The sequence below is a fragment of the Enterococcus ratti genome, from assembly GCF_001886195.1.
GTDB lineage: Bacteria > Bacillota > Bacilli > Lactobacillales > Enterococcaceae > Enterococcus_B > Enterococcus_B ratti.
The window spans coordinates 87,475-105,001 of sequence record NZ_JXLB01000010.1; the positions used below are offsets into that span (position 1 = coordinate 87,475).

Genomic DNA, 17,527 nt, shown 5'->3' on the forward strand with positions numbered 1-17,527 from the left:
ATATGCTTTGGAAATTATCGCTTACTGGTATAAAAAGTCGTTTAAGAGATTACATTGTCTTATTTTCAGGGTTAGTTATGACTTCTGCCATTTTTTATATGTTTGAGTCAATCGCAAGCAATACAGAATTTTTAAAAAGTAACTCAACCATATCATTAACCGTACTTATTTTTCAATTTGGCTCCGTATTGTTGGGAATCATTACTTTTGTGTATATTATTTATGCAAATTCATTTTTAATGACGATGCGCCAAAAAGATTATGCGATGTTCATGATGTTGGGTGCTAAAAGTAAGAAGATTGCTCAAATGATTTTCTTTGAAACGTTTATCGTAGGAACCATTGCAACAGTTACTGGTTCGATAATTGGTATTGGATTGACAAATATTGTTCATCGCTTACTTGTCAATCAATTAAATATCAAACTGACGCATTTTGCTTCGTTTAATTTACAAGGACTGATTACTACTCTTTTATTTTTTGCTGTTTTATTTTTATTTGCTGCATTTGCTAATGCTTACGCAATTGTTAAAAAACCAATTTTAACGTTGCTACGAGCAAATCAAACGCCTGCACATATCAAGCAAACTAATTTTTTACTTAAAGTGGTTCTGGGGATTGCATGTTTAAGTATAGGGTATTATGTATTAGCTAACATTATGGTATACCAAATGATGGGAATTGGTATTGCGTTAGTAACGATTATTTTAGGAACGTATTTTATTTTTCATTCAGTACTCATTTTCTTATTAACCTTATTGAAGAAAACAGAGAACATTTCAATGAAAAAATTGAATAATTTTACACTTTCTCAATTGAGTTTTAGAATTCGTGAATATACGCAAATGCTTTCAATGGTCGCAATGCTTTTTGCATTAGCTTTAGGTGCATTAACTGTAGGTTTAGGATTTAAAAATCAAATTTTAGCTTCCACTGAAGGAACGACACCTTATGATATCGTCTTAAATAATGCCCAAAAAGTCAATCAACAACAAATTTTAAAGCTTAAGCCAACGTTTAATGTCACCTATGCCCAAAAAGAAGATGAGCAATCGATCTATTATAATGCAAGCGAATTTAACAAAAATCCTTTAGAATTTATGTCAAATAATGGAAACATGTTTGAAGGAACAAAAGTACGTAAGGTAACAGGTGAAGAATTAGCAACGCAAGAAGAATTGCAGTTTCAGTTAAGTTTGTACGAATTACCTTCACAACAAGGAAAAACGATTCAAGTAGTAACAGCAGATGAATTTAAACAATTAAATTTACCACAGGCTTCTTTACAGGTACTGAAAGTAAAAGATTTTATGGCCGATTTAGAAGCAATTGGTAAACTGGTGAAAGAAAATGTTAAGAATAATCCTGAATTTCAAACTATAGAAATGAACACTAGTCAAAAATACGTAACTTATCAAATGATGAACGGCATTTTTTCAGGATTTGAATTTATGGGCTTCTTTTTAGGAATTGCCTTTTTAGCTATGTTAGCAAGCTGCTTGATGTTTAAGATTCTTTCTGGAAGTAAGAGTGATATCGGGAGATATATTATGTTAGAAAAAATCGGTGCAAAACGTCAGTTATTGAGACAATCAATTAGACGAGAAATTGGCGTGCTTTTCTTAGCACCGGGAATTTTAGGTGCCGTCCATGTATGGTTTGGGTTAAAAATGTTTACACCATTATTAGCTGACCCTTATCATAATGTTTGGGTCTCATTTATGATTTTCTTTGTGATGTATTTTGTTTATTATGTCTTAACCGTTTTGTTATATACCGGGATTGTTTTAAATAGAAAAAAATAAAAATAACTACTGGAACACTTATCTCTAGTGGTAGTGTTGAATTAAATAAAAAGACACATCTTTTTTGATTTGCGTGCTTCACTCCAATCAAAAAGGATGTGTTTTTTTAATTGTTTTAAATGAAAAGTAAAGAGTAAAATCAGGAGACATAATTTGTCATTACTTGCTCTTTTTAAGTAAGTGTATTAAGGTTGATTTGGTACTTTTTTATTGAAAAGAACCGACTCTTTAAAAATAAATAGCGCTTTGTTTTTAAAGAGTCGGTTTAAAAAATCATTTTTTGTTTGCAGTTGAATTTTTCGATCGTATGATCTAGTTCATTTTGTATTTTAACCAGAAAGTATCGTAAACAGCTAATACTTTTAACAATGGAACAGTCTCTGTTTTTACTTGAATGACTGATGTTTTAGGAATCTTTTTAGCGGATAGATGCTGGTAAAGTTCCCAAAAATTCGGTATTTTCATTGTCAAAAGAAATTCCGGTTTTTTAACTGCTTTTTTTAAAGAAGTAGTATCTAAATCAACAAGAGACATTTCATTTTTATTCCAAGTAACAGGGACAACGAGTGATTTTGAGCTAGTTTTAATCTTTAATTTTTCTTTGATTGCTTTGGTTTCTTTTTTAGGTTCATCGTATTTTGTCAGGTTATAGGTCTCAATGATCGAGTTTAACTTTTGAGAATATTGTTTGTCTGTTGCGTAACGTCCTTCAAGATATTTAGTTGCTTCTTTATAACTTTTAGCTTCTGTTTTCCAAATTGGTTTATAAAAATCTTTATTATGAGTTAAACCATTTTTGATTAATCTTGCGTAATCTTCTAAGCTTTCTTTATAAGAAGGATATTTACGGAAAGTTGCTCGTATTTGAAAGGTTTCTCCCCGATTATCTTGTTCTAAAGTATTGAAAGAAACACTTTTGCCTTTATAATCACCTTTAATACCAAAAAGATTATAATTAGGTTCACTTGCTAATAAACTATTTCCTGAACCACTTTCTAGGATCGCTTGAGCCATCATGACGGAAGCATAGATTCCTTCTTTTTGTCCGATAGCTTGGGCACTATCAGCAATTTTTTTCAAAAATTGATCGGTTGTTTGGTTCTTTGAAAAATGAAATGTGTTGTTTAAGTCATCTAAAAGCGATGAATTCATTAATGAACCAGTAGCAGTCGGTAGTCCAGCAATATTTACACGAACGGCAAAATCTGGTGTGTAATCTTTAATAGAAGTAATGCGTACTTTATCTCCCGGTTGTGGTGCATGGATGTATTGACCATTGCCAATATAAATCCCTACATGGTGAGTGACACCTGAAGAAGGTCCCCAAAAGACTAAGTCTCCCGGTTGTGCTTGGCTAATAGGGATTTGTGTACCCGCATATTGTTGTTCGCCGGTCCAGCCGCCGATATAATGACCGGTTGCTTTCATGTAAACATAATAAGTTAAGCCAGAACAATCAAAAGTAGTTGGACCTTTTGCTCCCCAAACATAAGTTTTTCCTAAATGTTTGTAAGCTTCTTTTACAATAGCCTTTTGAACTGTTGTTGCATTGGTTGGCAAGGTTGTTTCAATTGGTGTTTTTGTAACAAAATTAGTTGAATGATCATCAAGACTATCTGAATCTTTTGCTTTGTCGTTTTCTTTTTTATTGCCAGTATTAGCAGAAACGACTGAGTCATTACTGGTAGAAGTTGATGGTTTCGATTGATTACTTGAAGTATCTGTTGTTTCATTTTTTCCTGTATCAGATGTTGATGGTTTATCAGGTTTTACTGGTTTTGATGAATCGTTAGAATTCCCATTCGAATTAGTTGTTCCCTCATTAGAAGAACTATCTGATGGAAAATTTGGTGAGTCAAACTTAGCAGATAAAGTTATATCTGATATTCCTACAACAAAGAATTTTTCACTATAATTCACTTCTTGTGCACCATTAACTTCAAAAGAAATTAATTTTTCTTTCACAAGCGGAAGAATCTGATAAGCAATTTTAGTCCCTTCTTTTAATCCTTCAATTTTTCCATCAGCCGGAATCATGACTTGTTTTACTTCTGAAGAGTCAGAAGTAATGATCGTCAGTTTAATTTTTCCTCGTAAGGATGACCCAATTGTCAAAGTATGAACGGCTGTTTCGTCAGTTGAAGGAGCTGTGGATTCTTCTGTTTCATTGGTCGTGGAATCCGTACTAGTAGAAGATTCAGTTGTAGAATCTGTCGTTGAAGTAGTAGAAGAAACCTGTGTATCTGTACTTGAAACGGTTGTTTCAGTTGAATTATTTTCTGATATCAATGAACTATTGGTAGTCGTCGTTTGAGTTTCTGTTGCAAAAGCAGCTTGCGTTGATAAAATCGTTGGAGCAATCAGCCAAGAGGCAGCAAGTAGGCGTATTGCTTTATTTTTGTCCATATAAGTACTCCTTTTCTTTTTTACTTATGAAACTTAAAACGTAGCTTTGTATTTTTGTTTAATAAATGCTTATCTATACAAAGCTTTAATTTGTTGTTTAAAAGTTGCGATTATCTTTATATTCAATCGCTTTTCTTTAATAGTTTTAATTGAAGTATGCCATTTATTTGTTTTTGAAAAAAACAATTGGGGGAAACGATCATACCTACTTAAATTGTACCAAAAGATAGGAGATTCTACAAAGCATTTATAAAAATAACGACCGTAAAACATAAAAAAAACTAAAACATAAGGTTATTTTCAAGATGTTTTAGTTTTTTCTTCATAGTTTAGTCATATTTTCTTTTTACGTAGTCTGTCGAGGCCCTTTTTTCTAATTTCACTGGCAATAATTTTTCTGTACACTCTCTGTTAGGAAATTGGATACGTTCTAGAAGTAATTGAGCGGCAGATTGACCTAATTCAAAAATTGGCTGGGCGATCGTTGTCAATTTTGGTTTGACGTATTCGCACATGTCTACATTGTCGTATCCAATAATACTATAATCTTCTGGAATTTTTTTCCCATGTTCTTCCAAGCCGCGATAAAGACCAAAAGCTAGTTCATCATTCAAAGCAAAAATTGCTGTGACAGGGGATCGAAGAATTTGAGAAGTCACTTGGTATCCCCCTTCTTTAGAAAAATGAGTAGGAAATACATGTAAATTTTTGTAAAGGAGGTGATGTGAATCCAATGCCTGTTTAAATCCCTCAATTCTTCGATAAACGTTTTCTGGTGGAGCTTGTGGATAAACCAATGCTATTGATTGATGACCTAAAGTAAGTAAGTGAATACCAGCAAGATAGCCACCGTGAAAGTCATCAGTTCGTACGGAGTCGCTTAATCCTTCTGATTTTTTCTGATCTAAGACAATAAAAGGATGGTTTTGTTGTCTTAAACTTTCGTTAATTGTTGAAGTAGAAACAGCCGAAGTAGCAATAATAAAACCATCGACTCCTCGGCGTGTCAGCTCCAATAAATACTTAATTTCTTTTTGATGATCGGAATCAGCATTACATAAAATAGTCACAAAATGTTGTTGGTACAAAACGTCTTCAATGCCTCGCATTAAAGTATTAAAAAAAGGATTTGTAATATCGGGTACAAGTACTCCGATCGTTTTTGTTTCTTTCGTGATTAATTGACGAGCAAAATAATCTGGTTGATAGCCAAGAATTTCTTTGGATGCAATGACTTTTTTTACGGTTTGTGGATTAAATTTTTCTTCATTGCCATTTAAAATTCGTGAAACGGTAGCAATTGAGACACCAGAATGCTTTGCTACATCTTTAATAGTTATTTTCTTTTTTTTCATTCTGATACTCCTATCTAACTAGTCTCCTTATTTTTCCATAAAAAAAAAGGAAAGTAAATGAAAAAATAGCTACGTACCAATTGCTGTTTATTATAGAAGAATTTCTTGCATTAAACATGCATATGGGAAGGGAGCGCTCTTTACTAAAAAGAGAAGTTTTCATTACTTGTTTTTTATGTAAATAACACATCATTTCTACATTTGTCAATGCATGGTAGCCCATAACTTTAGTCTGATCTCTTTCAGTGGTAAAATAAAAGAAAGGAATTATCGTTGGAGTTAAAGATAGGAGAGAAATCATGGAATATGTAGAAGTTATCAATGAATGTAAGCGATATAAAATGGGAGAAACCATAATTACTGCGAACAACAAGGTAAATTTTTCGATAAAAAAAGGGGAGCTGGTTATTATTTTAGGACCAAGCGGCGCAGGTAAATCAACGGTTCTAAACCTATTAGGCGGGATGGATAAACCAGATGAAGGACAAATTATTATTGACAAAACAGACATCACTCAATTTAATGATCGACAGCTAACTGCTTATCGTCGAATGGATGTCGGTTTTGTATTCCAATTTTACAATTTAGTTCCCAATTTAACGGCAAAAGAAAATGTTGAACTAGCAACAGAAGTTTCACCCCAAGCATTGGATCCTGTAGAAGTATTAACACAAGTTGGACTCGCTCATCGTTTAGATAATTTTCCTTCCCAATTATCTGGGGGGGAGCAACAACGTGTATCCATTGCACGAGCTTTGGCAAAAAATCCCAAATTACTTTTATGTGACGAACCCACAGGCGCATTAGATTTTGAAACCGGGAAACAAATTTTAAAGTTGTTGCAAAATGCCAGTAGAAAACATGGAAATACTGTATTGATCATTACGCACAATTCTGCGTTGGCTCCGATGGCTGATCGAGTAATCAAAATGAACGATGCAAAGGTTCGGTCAATTGAAGTCAACGAGCATCCTTCAACAATTGATGAGATTGTATGGTAAGGAGGAACCTATGAAAACAAAAACGTATCTCAAAGCAAGCTTCAGAGAAATCAAACAATCAAAAGGACGATTTGTAGCAATCGTTTTGATTATCATGCTAGGAACGTTCCTATTTGTCGGTGTTAAAACAGCCGGTCCAGTTATGCAAAAAACGATGGATCAATACGTTGAAAAAGAAAATCTTTCTGATTTGCAAATCATTTCAAGTGCTGGTCTAACAAATCAAGATTATGCAGAAGCTAAAAAAATTCCGAATGCACAAGTAGAAACGAGTAAGCAATTTTACTATTTAAATTCAACTAAAAATGAAGTGATACAAGTTTTTTCTTATGCTGCAGTCAATAAACAAAACCGGCTAGAAGTAGTTGAAGGTCATTTACCTAAAAAAAATCAAGAACTTGTATTAGATGAAAAAGCCCAAAAATCCGGCTATAAAATTGGTGACATTTATACAATTGATTCTGATCAAGTAAAAAACAAATCATACAAAATCGTAGGTTTTGTTCGTTCTCCGTTATTTGTCAACAATTTAGAACGAGGTTATGCCAATATAGGAAATGGATCCATTGATTATTTTGTTTATTTACCTGAAGAAGAATTTAACACGACCATTTATTCAGTCATTTATTTAACGTTTAAAAATGTCATTTTTCTTAACACCTACAGTAAAGAATACCAAGACAAAATGGAACAAAACAGAGTAACTACTGAAACAGTCTTTCGAAATAGAGCGAAAGCTCGTTTAAACGAATTAAAGAAACAAGCAATGAAATCCTTGCAGCCAGTCAAACAACAAGTTCTGATTAGTCAAAAACAAATAAATGATGCCCGTAACCAACTTAAATTAGCAAAATCACAATTAGTGCAGCAACGTGCAATGATGGAACAATTGCCCGAATTTCAGCGAGAAACAGCAATAAACGAGCTATCTTCTCAACAAACACAGCTAACAGCGCAAGAAGAAAAAGTGATGAAACAACGAGAAAAATTAATAGAAACTCAAAAACAAATCAAAGCAAATGAAGAAAAAATCAAGCGTTTGGAAAAGCCCATCTATCGCTTTCAAGAACGTTCAGATAATGTTGGCTTTCAAGAATTTGGTGATTTAGCCGAACGAATTGCAGCTATTGCGAATGTATTTCCAGTCTTTTTTTTCTTTATCGCTGCTTTGATCACGTTTACGACAATGACAAGAATGATCGAAGAAAATCGTAGAGAAATTGGTACTTTGAAAGCACTCGGCTATACTAAATTTGAAATTGCTAAAAAATACGCGATTTATGCAAGTCTTGCTTCAGGACTGGGAATTATTTTAGGATCCGTGTTAGGTACGAATTTATTACCAAGAATTATTTTTGAATTGTCCAATGAACGGTATGACATTGGCTCAGCAGTAATTTTTTATGATTGGCATCCGGTACTCCAAGCGGCTATTGCTTTTTTTATTGCTGCATTTGGTGCAGCAATGCTCGTTTTATTTAAGGATTTAAGGGAAAGACCTGCGACGCTTCTTCAACCGAAAGCACCAAAACCGGGGAAAAGAATTCTGTTGGAGTATCTTACACCGCTTTGGTCTCGGTTAAGTTTTAATCAAAAAATTAGTTATCGCAATTTGTTTCGCTATAAATCAAGAATGTTTATGGCTATCATCGGCATTGCTGGATGTACGGGATTGATGGTAGCAGGGGTAGGACTAAAAAATTCTTTAAGTGCGGTTTCTGAAAAACAGTTTGGACCGATTACAAACTATCAAGTGATTGTGACACTCGACAAAGAAATAGATCAAAATGAGACAAAAACGAAACGAGTATTAACAGAAGATCCACAAGTGACAGGATTGTTGGCAGTCGATATGCAAACGATTGAACTCCGGAAAGAAGGTCAAGCAGCACAAAGTTTAACGATGATCGTACCAAAAGACGTTACACAACTTTCACCGTTTATTTACTTAACTTCGCAAAATGGTCAATCCGCCCATTTGTCAGATTCGGGAATTGCTATTACTCAAAAAGCCGCAGAATTGTTTGATTTATCTCAAGGAGAGACGATTTCATTGTACACAGGTAAACAAAAAGAATGGCACGTGACAGTAAAAAACATTCTGCAAAACTATTTAGGTAATTTTATTTACTTAACCCCAACTTACTACAAAAAAATATCAGGTGAAAAAGTAATAACCAATGCTTATTTAGTTCAAACCAAGTCGATGACTAAAAAACAAGAAAACAGTTTAGCGGAAAAGTTGCTAAAAAAAGGTGCGGTGTTGAATACGTCCTTTGTTTCTAAGCAAATTGAAGCACAAGAAGAATCACTTGCCAATTTAGATTCAGTTGTTATGATTTTTGTCGTCTTATCCGGTTTATTAGCTTTCATTGTGTTGTATAACTTAACTAACATCAATATTTCTGAACGGATTCGTGAATTATCAACGATTAAGGTCTTGGGCTTTTTTGATAAAGAAGTCACAATGTATATTGTTAGAGAAAATATTATTTTTACCTTAATTGGGATTATAGGCGGATTTGGCATAGGGTACGTATTAACTGACTTTATTTTACAGCAAGCGTCAATGGAAACGGTCATATTCCCACTGATAATTACTTGGAAAGCTTACATTCTTTCTGCTGTATTAACGATTGTTTTTACCGTCATCGTAATGATAGTTACTCACTCTAAGCTAAAGCATATTCATATGATTGATGCCTTGAAATCAAACGAGTAAATAAACAAGAAATTTTTTTAAGGTATGCGTTTAAAATGTATTTTAGAAAAGCAGTCGAAACGCATAAAAATGATTTACCAGTTTTTGTTCGTTTCGACTTTTTCATTATTTTCTAGGTTGTCAAAAAGGAGGGAAGGTGAAAAAATAAGTTTCTTCCTATTATTTGTACCAAGTATTACACTGTCTTTGCTTTATTTCATAGGTACTTATGATTTTTTATGGAATCGATTTAAAAAGTGAATATAGGAAAGGTAATTACGATTATCACTTCAGTCAAACAGTTTGCTTAATGTGTGTTCATCAATAATTTACAATCGCTTCCTTTTCCATTATAATAAGCTTTGCAAACTTGTATATATAAGTTTGAGGAAGAACGGATTGGAGGCGAAGAAGTTTGTCATTTAACGATAAAGTAATTTATCAAATTTATCCTAAATCTTATTATGACAGTAACGGTGATGGCATTGGTGATTTAAAGGGAATTCAAGAAAAATTACCTTATTTATACGAATTAGGAATAGATATGATTTGGTTAAATCCTATTTATCCAAGTCCACAAAAGGATAATGGATATGATATTTCAAATTATACAGCGATTGATCCAATTTTTGGAACAATGAAAGATTTTGAGGAATTAGTGGCGCAAGCAAAAAGTTATGGAATAGAAATCATGCTTGATATGGTATTAAATCATGTTTCTATTGAACATGAATGGTTTCAAAAAGCTTTAGCGGGTGATTGTTTTTATCAAAATTTCTTTATTTTAAGAGATCGACCAACAGATTGGCTTTCTAAATTTGGCGGCAGTGCTTGGGCTCCTTTTGGCCGTACTGGAAAATATTATTTACATTTGTATGATCAGACACAAGCTGATTTGAATTGGCGAAATGAAGCTGTTCAAGAAGAGCTATTTAAAGTTGTTCGTTTTTGGATGGATAAAGGTGTAAAAGGGTTTCGTTTTGATGTGATAAACGTTATTGGAAAAGACGAAGAACTAAAAAATAATCCCAACAATCAGGGAAAAGAAGAATATACAGATAAACCGATTACTCATATGTATCTTCAACGATTAAATAAAGAAACATTTGGAAAAGATCCTGAGATTATCACAGTGGGAGAAATGAGTTCCACAACGATTGAAAACTGTATTTTGTATACAGAACCTAGTCGCAATGAGTTGTCAATGGTCTTTAACTTTCATCATTTAAAAATTGATTATGAAAATGGAAATAAATGGAGTACCTTTCCTTTTGATTTTGAAGCCTTCAAAAGCTTGTTCCATACATGGGGGGAAGAAATGAGCAAAGGAAATGGTTGGAATGCTTTATTCTTAAATAATCATGATCAACCGCGAGCACTTAATCGATTTGTTGATAACAGCAATTACCGTAAACAGGGAGCAAAAATGTTGGCGACAATGATCCACTTAAATCGTGGAACACCCTATATCTACATGGGTGAAGAAATTGGGATGATTGATCCTGATTTTAAACATATTAATGAATATGTGGATGTGGAGAGCTTGAATGCTTACCAAACGATGATTGATCAAGCTTTTTCTGAAGAAGAGGCGTTTTGCCGAATTAAAGCGAAATCAAGAGACAATTCGAGGACGCCTATGCAATGGAATGGAGACGAAAAAGCTGGCTTTACTACTGGAACTCCTTGGTTGTCACTGGCAGCAAAACATGAAGAAATTAATGTTGAAAAAGAATGTTCTTCTAAAAAATCTATTTTGGCCTATTATAAAAAGTTGATTCAGTTACGTAAACAATACCCAGTGATTGCTATAGGAGACTATCAGGCTTATGGGCGTAATCATCCACATGTGTACAGTTTTCTTAGACAACTGGGAGAACAAAAGCTATTGGTTTTGACAAATTTTTATGACGTAAAAACAACAATTGTGATCCCTAAAGAATTTATGAATGCTAAGCGGCTAATTGATAACTATTCAGAGACAGTAATCCAAGAAAAATTACAACTTAATCCTTACCAAGCAGTTGCTCTTTTTATTCAATAAAAAACAGTTAATCAAAAAGAAAAGATATGTCTTGAAAGAACAAGTGGAAGCATGCAGATACCGTTGTGACGGCTGCATGCTTCCACTTGTTTTAAGGACTGTCAACAAAAAGAGCGAACAATCTTTCTAAATTGCTCTTTTATTTAATTTTAGTGATGAGAATGGAATTACTGTTGAATGTATTTTTCACAACGTTAGTGCTTCAAATATCACCTTTCTACACAGCAGAGTACATTTACTGCAAAGAAATAAGCAAAATTTTACAAGCAGTAAGAATAATGCAATGAAATGGTAATCAAACCAAATGACCAGCTGCTTGATTGCTCTTTAGTGCATTTTTTAGATTCTTGTGCAGTGATGCAGAAATTTTTTTGAAATTCCATTGATCTGTTCAATGTTTGCTTGTTTTTGTTTCTCATCTCTATTTGAAAAACATTTTCTTTTAATAATGCTGCTTCTTCATCTCCTCGGATAACAAAAGGAATATGATAAACAATTTTATCAGAAATAGCGACCTTTGTTTCCACTGTTTTTATCTCTAGAATGTATACCAGTTATTAAAATTCTGTCGAATGAAGTTTTCTGGAAAACTGAAACTTCCTTCAGTTTTTTTGTTGCTTTTTACTTTAACAGTCACTTTTTTAAGCATTTGGATCATTTCAGTTAATTTATATTTTGTTGTTCTTTCCGTAGACTGATCGGAATGATCAATAATGTCGTTTTTATTTGTGCCTGCTTTATTTACTTGAATTTCATATGCTTTGGCTTGTGTGCGGTCATTAGTTATCAAGACACTAAACTTTTCTAGCTTAATAGGCATTTAATGTGTATCAAAAACTATTGATTCTCTTTGTTTGATACTTAGAAAAAATGGGGAAACGCAATACACTTCTTGTGAGTTGTTTGTTTGATCCGACCACACATCCCAGCTGATTAATCCTATTTCTAAAATGTAAATAGTAAAAGAATAATTTTCTTCATTTTGTTCTTTTTTCAACTGAAAATAAGGCATTTCACGTTGAGTTCATCCATAGATTATTTTACAAGCTAGTTTGGACCTTTAGTCAATTAACTGATCGTTGAGTTACAAGTTTGAAGCGTTTCAAGCCTTCAACATTGTAACTCAACTGAAACTTTATCCGTGTTTGCACCAATAATATTTGTGTCTTTTGTTACAACCAGTGTAGTGGCTGTCGATATTTCAGTATCACTATAGTGAACATTTTGGATCAGACTGTCACTCATAAGGGGAAATTACGAAGATAAACTTAAAATAAAAGATTTCTTATTCTAAAGAATTAGCCTTTTTATCATAACTGATTGTTTTAACATCAAAATTGTAAAAAAATAGTCAAAAATTTCACTTAAAACACTTTTTCCGCCTATCTTATCTATGAAGTGGATAATAAATGAACAAATTTGACATAAAACGCCCTTTTTATGAGCATTATGTGTCCTTTTATCCAAATTATGTTAAATAATTATTGTTCTTAAAAATTCTGGAGGGATGAAAATGGAAAATAAACAAATTTTTGCAATAGGTGAGACCTATGCGTTTGTTTCTGATTTATTTGATGCACCTGTAAAAGGAAAAATTGAAAAAATCTATGAAAATAGTGTGATGATTCGAGTGACAAAATGCGCAGTAGAAGAAAAGAATACTGCACATAGTTTGCATTGGCAGCTCGTCGTTCGTAAATCAAATGCTGTAATGGAATGAAATTCAATAGCGAAAGAAAATGGGCTAGAACTTTAGAGGAATTTTTCTGTTATTTAGCCCATTTTTTGTGCAGAAAGTTGTAGAAAAAGTGTTTAGAGTAAAAGAAGCAGTCTTAAATAAATTACCTTACAGTCAGTTACTTCCATGTTTTATTTTTTAACATGTTGGATTGACGGTGATAAAATTGCCATATTTGGATGCTTTGGGCGATTGCTAGCATTAAAAATAGAAAAGCAACCAGCAAAATAGCAGCACGATCAAATAAATGATGGCAGACGACTAAACTAATGGCACCGCTAATGAAAGCAAGGACGACAGTAAAAAAATGAAAAAAATGATCAAAATCAGCTTTTTTTCTTGTTACACAATAGTCATATAAGCTAGTAGCAACTCCTTTTAAATTTCCGGTCGTAAATAAATTAGTATAGGCACGTCCATTAATTTTATCAAAAGAAACCCATTGAATAGCCGCAGTAAATGCGATCATAATGGTTACAATAGAAGGATGAATATTAATAGGTGAGAGACTGACTAAGAAAAAGATTAAGGCTTCATAATAAAGAATAAAAAGCCGCCAGAAATGTTTTTCTTTCTTTTTAAAATAATCGATCATAAACTTCGTCAGTAAAATACCTAAAAAGAAAAAGATCGTAGATAGTATTTTTTTTCCGGCACTTAACCACTCTCCATTAAAAGTTTGGATGATTGCTAATACGATATTACCAGTTTGAGCAGAAGCAAATGCATTGTATTGAATATACGTATAGCTATCCATAGCACCGCCAATAAAAGATAGTAGTAGTCCGACACTTCGTCCTTCATGAAATGAAATACTCATTTTTTTATTCACCTTCACCTTTAATAGTTTCTCTTTTTTATTCTAACATAACACTTGGTTGTTTTTCGGGAATTTTATATATAATTTTCAGAAAGAAAAGTAAAGATCAAAGCCATTTTAATTTTTAGAAAGGTCTGTTAGTATAAAAGAAAACTAGAAGATATTTATAGATAGAAAGATGGGAAAAACGATCAATCAAGGGAATGAAAAAGAAATTCTTTGCTTGCAAAGAGAAATCAATCATTGGAAAAAGAAATATAAAAAGCTTGAACAAATTTTTCGGATACAAGAAGAAATTATTGCAAGTTATGAAACAGCCTATGGAGAAGCTCCCGGGCTAATTGGTGAAGAAAACATAGAAAATAAAAAGCCTTCATTTTTTAATACGATAGAAAAACAGTCGTATCATCGATTTAATTATGAACAAAAAGCTGCGATTACTTATAATATGGCCAAGCATCTAAGAATTATTGCCGGTGCTGGGAGTGGAAAAACCCAAACGATTTGTGCAAAAGCTGTCTATTTAATGACTCAAAATCAAGTAGAAGAACAGCGTATATTGATGATTACTTTTACAAGAAATGCCGCAAATGAATTGAAAAAGCGAGTAGATAATTTTAGTCAACGAAAAACAAATGTTCATATAGGTACGTTTCATAGTATTTTTTTTCGTCTATACAATGAGATTTGCCGACAATTTCCAGAAGTTGCAACTGAAGGGGTACAAGGAGAAATTTCCAAAGAAACATCCTATAAGATTAATGGTTTGATGCAGCAACTTATTCGAAAATACAATCTGTATCTGTTTAATCAAACCGGTGAAAAAAATATAGCAGCACGACTTGACTATTGGCAAAATATGAACTTATCTATGGAAGAAATCATCCGATTAATTGAAGAAAATTTTGACTCACTTGAACAAAGAGCAGCAATGCCGATCTCTAAAAGAATGACACGTTTAATGGTAGATCTTCAGGTTCATAAAAAGAAACAACATCTTTTTGAATTTAATGATGTGCTGCAAAACTTGAAAAATGCGTTACAAGTTGAAGAAATTAGAAAACATGTTGGAGAAAAATATGATTATTTGTTTATTGATGAGTTTCAGGATACGAATCCTTTACAATGGGAAATTATACGTTTAATTATTAAAGGAACACCCATAAAGCTAATTGTTGTTGGAGATGATGATCAAAGCATTTATGGTTTTAGAGGTTCTGAACCTTCTTATATTAAGCAGTTTGACCAGGAATTGCCAACGAAAACACTTTTTTTGTTAACCAATTACCGTTCACGGGCTGCGATTGTTCAAGGAGCCAATCGCTTAATTACTTTCAATAAAAACGATCGTATTCAAAAAGCAATGATTCCAGCTCAAAAAGAGGCGGGGATTATAAAGGCTTATTCGTTTGAAAATGTAAAAAACGAAAGTAAATGGATTCTAAACCAAATTTGTACATTCGTAAAAGACGATGGGAAATACAAAGAATCAATTATTTTATATCGATCATTTCTGCAAACGCAACAACTGATACAAGATTTACTCCAGACAGATATTCCTTTTGTATTAGAGGCAGAGAGCCCATATGAAGGGATATTTAGTGTAGATCTTTTTCAACAATTTTATCAAAAAATCTTTGAGTGGCAAGAAGCGTCCACACCTCAAAAGAAGTTATATGCTTTCCACCAGTTACTGCGTCAGTTAATGGAGAATTGCTATCTTAAAAAAGCAGAATGTGATGCATTTTTTTCAAGTAAAGAAAAAAATGTACTAAGATATATAGTATCAGTGAAGCCGCAGCTAAAAATGTGGGAAAAAGAAATTCGTTTATTTATTGAAGAACTCCATTCTTTTGATCAAAAGAATGGGCAGCGATTCGATCACTTAGTTCAAAGGTACTTGAAACTAATACGTCCGACAAAAGAAATCGAGCGAAATGAACAGGAGTGGTTGCTAGAAACGCTTGGACAGTATTCGACGTTTGACCAATTAAAGCACTTAAAAAAAGAAATAGAGTTAATTGTTCAACAATTAAAAACTCGTTTGATTGCTTATCGACAGGGAAAACTAGATGCATTATGTATTCAAAGTATTCATAGAAGCAAAGGATTAAGCTATCGGAATGTTTTCTTGATTGGCTGCAATGATGGATTGATTCCTCATAGTGGTGCAAGCTCGAAGGAAACGATAAAGAAAGAGCAATTAGAAGCAGAACATATAACAACAGTGGAAGAAGAACGACGTCTCTTTTATGTAGCAATGACTAGAGCAAGAAATCGATTGTATTTTTGCATTCCTTTAATGAAAGGAAATAAAAAATTGAAGGTTTCGAGATTTATTAGAGAGACAGGATGTAAAATTAAAAAAATAAGCAATTAATCACATAAAAAATGATGATATAAGTATATTTTTATTATAGTATCGTTTTTTTTAGTTTAATATTTATAATTTTTTTAAAGTTATAAATACTGTTTTTTCGCAAAAAAGTAAGTATTTATAGCTTTAAAATAAAAAAAATGAATTTTTATAGCTAATAATTGGTGTTTTTTATAAAATTCGGTTAGAATGGGATTATAATTAAAAAGGAGTGAGAGGATGATAAAAGTATATACTTCGCCTAGCTGTACTTCTTGTCGTAAAGCACGGGCATGGTTACAAGAAAACCGATTGGATTTTGAAGAAAAGAATATTTTCGCAGAGCCAATAACAGAAAATGAGATACGTGAAATATTAGCAGCTACTAATGGAGGTGTTGAAGATATTATTTCTACTCGCTCAAAAATATATGAAAAATTGGCGATTGATTTTAATGAGCTAACGTTAAAACAAATGATCATGCTCTTCAAAGAATATCCTTCTTTGTTAAGGCGTCCAATTTTAATTGATGAAAAAAGAATATTAATCGGATTTAATGAAGATGAAATCCGTTCATTTGTGCCAAGAGAAATTCGCTCAGTCGCACGAAAAATGATTTATATGCAAAATAGTATATTCAGCTAGTCTCAAGAAAAGGGGGAGGCTTGTGAAAATCTATGGGCCAATGCATTGTGTGACGTATTTAAAAGCAACGCAGTGGTTAGAAGGAAATCAACTCTCTTATCAATTTATTGACTTAGACAAAAGGAAACTGACCACAAAAGAAGCAAAGGAATTATGTAATTTTGATGAAGTTCATGCGGAACAATTATTCGCTGCTTGGTCACAAGGCTTCAAAAAACTGAAAATTGATTTATCGACTCTTACGAAAGAACAATTAGCTGTATTGTGTAAAACACATGGAGAGTTGATCAAGCGACCACTGATTATTATTGATGATGGATTGTTTGTAGGGTTCAATGAAAAACTGATGGAAAAACTTATTGTAAATAATGAATAAAGAGTTAAAAGGAACTTGGTTTTTGAAAAATGGGAACTGTACAAAAATAGAATAAGAAATGAAAGGAGATGAATGATTATTCGTTTCCTTTTTTGTATGAATTTGCAAAGAAATAAATTGAAAGCATTAGATACTTGTTGACAGGTGTAAAATGACATGCTATATTCTTTTTTATTAATTTTTAGTTTTTCTAAATTAAACATTTTAAAACCCTATTAAAAAGTTCTTGACTGGTATAAAAATTTATGATAACATAACTAAGTCTTTTAAAAAGAATCAC

At 32.7% G+C, this 17,527-nt stretch carries 13 protein-coding genes; 8 read left to right on the forward strand and 5 right to left on the reverse strand.

Annotation, left to right across the window (positions count from 1 at the left end):
• Positions 1-2 precede the first annotated feature (2 nt).
• Complete coding sequence (locus tag RV14_RS06375) at positions 3-1,805, forward strand: FtsX-like permease family protein (protein ID WP_071855460.1); 1,803 nt, start codon at positions 3-5, stop codon at positions 1,803-1,805.
• A gap of 312 nt (positions 1,806-2,117) precedes the next feature.
• Here RV14_RS06375 and RV14_RS06380 read toward each other — a convergent pair whose 3' ends face one another.
• Together RV14_RS06380 and rbsR are read right to left on the reverse strand one after the other, a co-directional pair.
• A complete protein-coding gene (locus RV14_RS06380) occupies positions 2,118-4,211 on the reverse strand; it encodes a glucosaminidase domain-containing protein (protein ID WP_071855461.1) in 2,094 nt (697 codons plus the stop codon).
• 329 nt (positions 4,212-4,540) lie between these two features.
• Complete coding sequence (rbsR, locus tag RV14_RS06385) at positions 4,541-5,566, reverse strand: ribose utilization transcriptional repressor RbsR (RefSeq protein ID WP_071855462.1); 1,026 nt, start codon at positions 5,564-5,566, stop codon at positions 4,541-4,543.
• Positions 5,567-5,865: 299 nt separating this feature from the next.
• On the opposite strand from rbsR, the gene RV14_RS06390 reads away from it, so the two are divergent.
• The 3 genes from RV14_RS06390 to treC all read left to right on the forward strand — a co-directional run bounded on the left by RV14_RS06390 (position 5,866) and on the right by treC (position 11,312).
• Positions 5,866-6,567 carry an ABC transporter ATP-binding protein gene (locus RV14_RS06390; protein ID WP_071855463.1) on the forward strand — a complete coding sequence of 234 codons (702 nt, stop codon included), beginning with the start codon at positions 5,866-5,868 and terminating at the stop codon, positions 6,565-6,567.
• Positions 6,568-6,577: 10 nt separating this feature from the next.
• Positions 6,578-9,289, forward strand: coding sequence for an ABC transporter permease (locus RV14_RS06395; RefSeq protein WP_071855464.1), 2,712 nt, complete (start codon positions 6,578-6,580; stop codon positions 9,287-9,289).
• A 394-nt stretch (positions 9,290-9,683) separates the two neighbouring features.
• Positions 9,684-11,312 (forward strand): alpha,alpha-phosphotrehalase, encoded by a 1,629-nt coding sequence (treC, locus tag RV14_RS06400; RefSeq protein WP_071855465.1) that lies wholly within the window; start codon positions 9,684-9,686, stop codon positions 11,310-11,312.
• A 260-nt stretch (positions 11,313-11,572) separates the two neighbouring features.
• Here the strand turns inward: treC and RV14_RS06405 are convergent, their stop codons facing one another.
• Both RV14_RS06405 and RV14_RS06410 read right to left on the reverse strand, forming a co-directional pair.
• Positions 11,573-11,839 carry a hypothetical protein gene (locus tag RV14_RS06405; RefSeq protein ID WP_071855466.1) on the reverse strand — a complete coding sequence of 89 codons (267 nt, stop codon included), beginning with the start codon at positions 11,837-11,839 and terminating at the stop codon, positions 11,573-11,575.
• Between the two features lie 11 nt (positions 11,840-11,850).
• On the reverse strand, positions 11,851-12,132 hold the full coding sequence (locus RV14_RS06410; RefSeq protein WP_071855467.1) for a WxL protein peptidoglycan domain-containing protein: 282 nt from the start codon (positions 12,130-12,132) through the stop codon (positions 11,851-11,853).
• Between the two features lie 693 nt (positions 12,133-12,825).
• Here RV14_RS06410 and RV14_RS06420 point away from each other — a divergent pair.
• Positions 12,826-13,032, forward strand: coding sequence for a hypothetical protein (locus tag RV14_RS06420; protein WP_071855469.1), 207 nt, complete (start codon positions 12,826-12,828; stop codon positions 13,030-13,032).
• A gap of 136 nt (positions 13,033-13,168) precedes the next feature.
• On the opposite strand, the gene RV14_RS06425 is transcribed toward RV14_RS06420, so the two are convergent.
• Positions 13,169-13,870: a YoaK family protein gene (locus RV14_RS06425; protein WP_071855470.1), complete on the reverse strand. Its 702-nt coding sequence runs from the start codon at positions 13,868-13,870 to the stop codon at positions 13,169-13,171.
• Positions 13,871-14,048: 178 nt separating this feature from the next.
• Between RV14_RS06425 and RV14_RS06430 the strand changes: the two genes are divergently transcribed.
• The 3 genes from RV14_RS06430 (at position 14,049) to RV14_RS06440 (ending at position 17,247) form a co-directional block, all read left to right on the forward strand.
• Positions 14,049-16,250, forward strand: a complete 2,202-nt coding sequence (locus RV14_RS06430; protein ID WP_071855471.1) for an ATP-dependent helicase — start codon at positions 14,049-14,051, stop codon at positions 16,248-16,250.
• Between the two features lie 216 nt (positions 16,251-16,466).
• The gene (locus tag RV14_RS06435) at positions 16,467-16,871 is read left to right on the forward strand and encodes a Spx/MgsR family RNA polymerase-binding regulatory protein (RefSeq protein ID WP_071855472.1); all 405 of its coding nucleotides are present in this window, start codon (positions 16,467-16,469) and stop codon (positions 16,869-16,871) included.
• A 40-nt stretch (positions 16,872-16,911) separates the two neighbouring features.
• Positions 16,912-17,247: an ArsC/Spx/MgsR family protein gene (locus RV14_RS06440; protein WP_071855477.1), complete on the forward strand. Its 336-nt coding sequence runs from the start codon at positions 16,912-16,914 to the stop codon at positions 17,245-17,247.
• Positions 17,248-17,527: the final 280 nt, after the last annotated feature.

Excerpts from the sequence above, each read along its gene's own strand:
- RV14_RS06395 (WP_071855464.1), top strand. The coding sequence starts at position 6,578 with ATGAAAACAAAAACGTATCTCAAAGCAAGCTTCAGAGAAATCAAACAA.
- RV14_RS06380 (WP_071855461.1), bottom strand. The coding sequence starts at position 4,211 with ATGGACAAAAATAAAGCAATACGCCTACTTGCTGCCTCTTGGCTGATT.
- RV14_RS06420 (WP_071855469.1), top strand. The coding sequence starts at position 12,826 with ATGGAAAATAAACAAATTTTTGCAATAGGTGAGACCTATGCGTTTGTT.
- RV14_RS06410 (WP_071855467.1), bottom strand. The coding sequence starts at position 12,132 with ATGCCTATTAAGCTAGAAAAGTTTAGTGTCTTGATAACTAATGACCGC.
- RV14_RS06425 (WP_071855470.1), bottom strand. The coding sequence starts at position 13,870 with ATGAGTATTTCATTTCATGAAGGACGAAGTGTCGGACTACTACTATCT.
- RV14_RS06390 (WP_071855463.1), top strand. The coding sequence starts at position 5,866 with ATGGAATATGTAGAAGTTATCAATGAATGTAAGCGATATAAAATGGGA.
- RV14_RS06440 (WP_071855477.1), top strand. The coding sequence starts at position 16,912 with ATGCATTGTGTGACGTATTTAAAAGCAACGCAGTGGTTAGAAGGAAAT.
- RV14_RS06430 (WP_071855471.1), top strand. The coding sequence starts at position 14,049 with ATGGGAAAAACGATCAATCAAGGGAATGAAAAAGAAATTCTTTGCTTG.
- rbsR (WP_071855462.1), bottom strand. The coding sequence starts at position 5,566 with ATGAAAAAAAAGAAAATAACTATTAAAGATGTAGCAAAGCATTCTGGT.
- RV14_RS06435 (WP_071855472.1), top strand. The coding sequence starts at position 16,467 with ATGATAAAAGTATATACTTCGCCTAGCTGTACTTCTTGTCGTAAAGCA.
- RV14_RS06375 (WP_071855460.1), top strand. The coding sequence starts at position 3 with ATGCTTTGGAAATTATCGCTTACTGGTATAAAAAGTCGTTTAAGAGAT.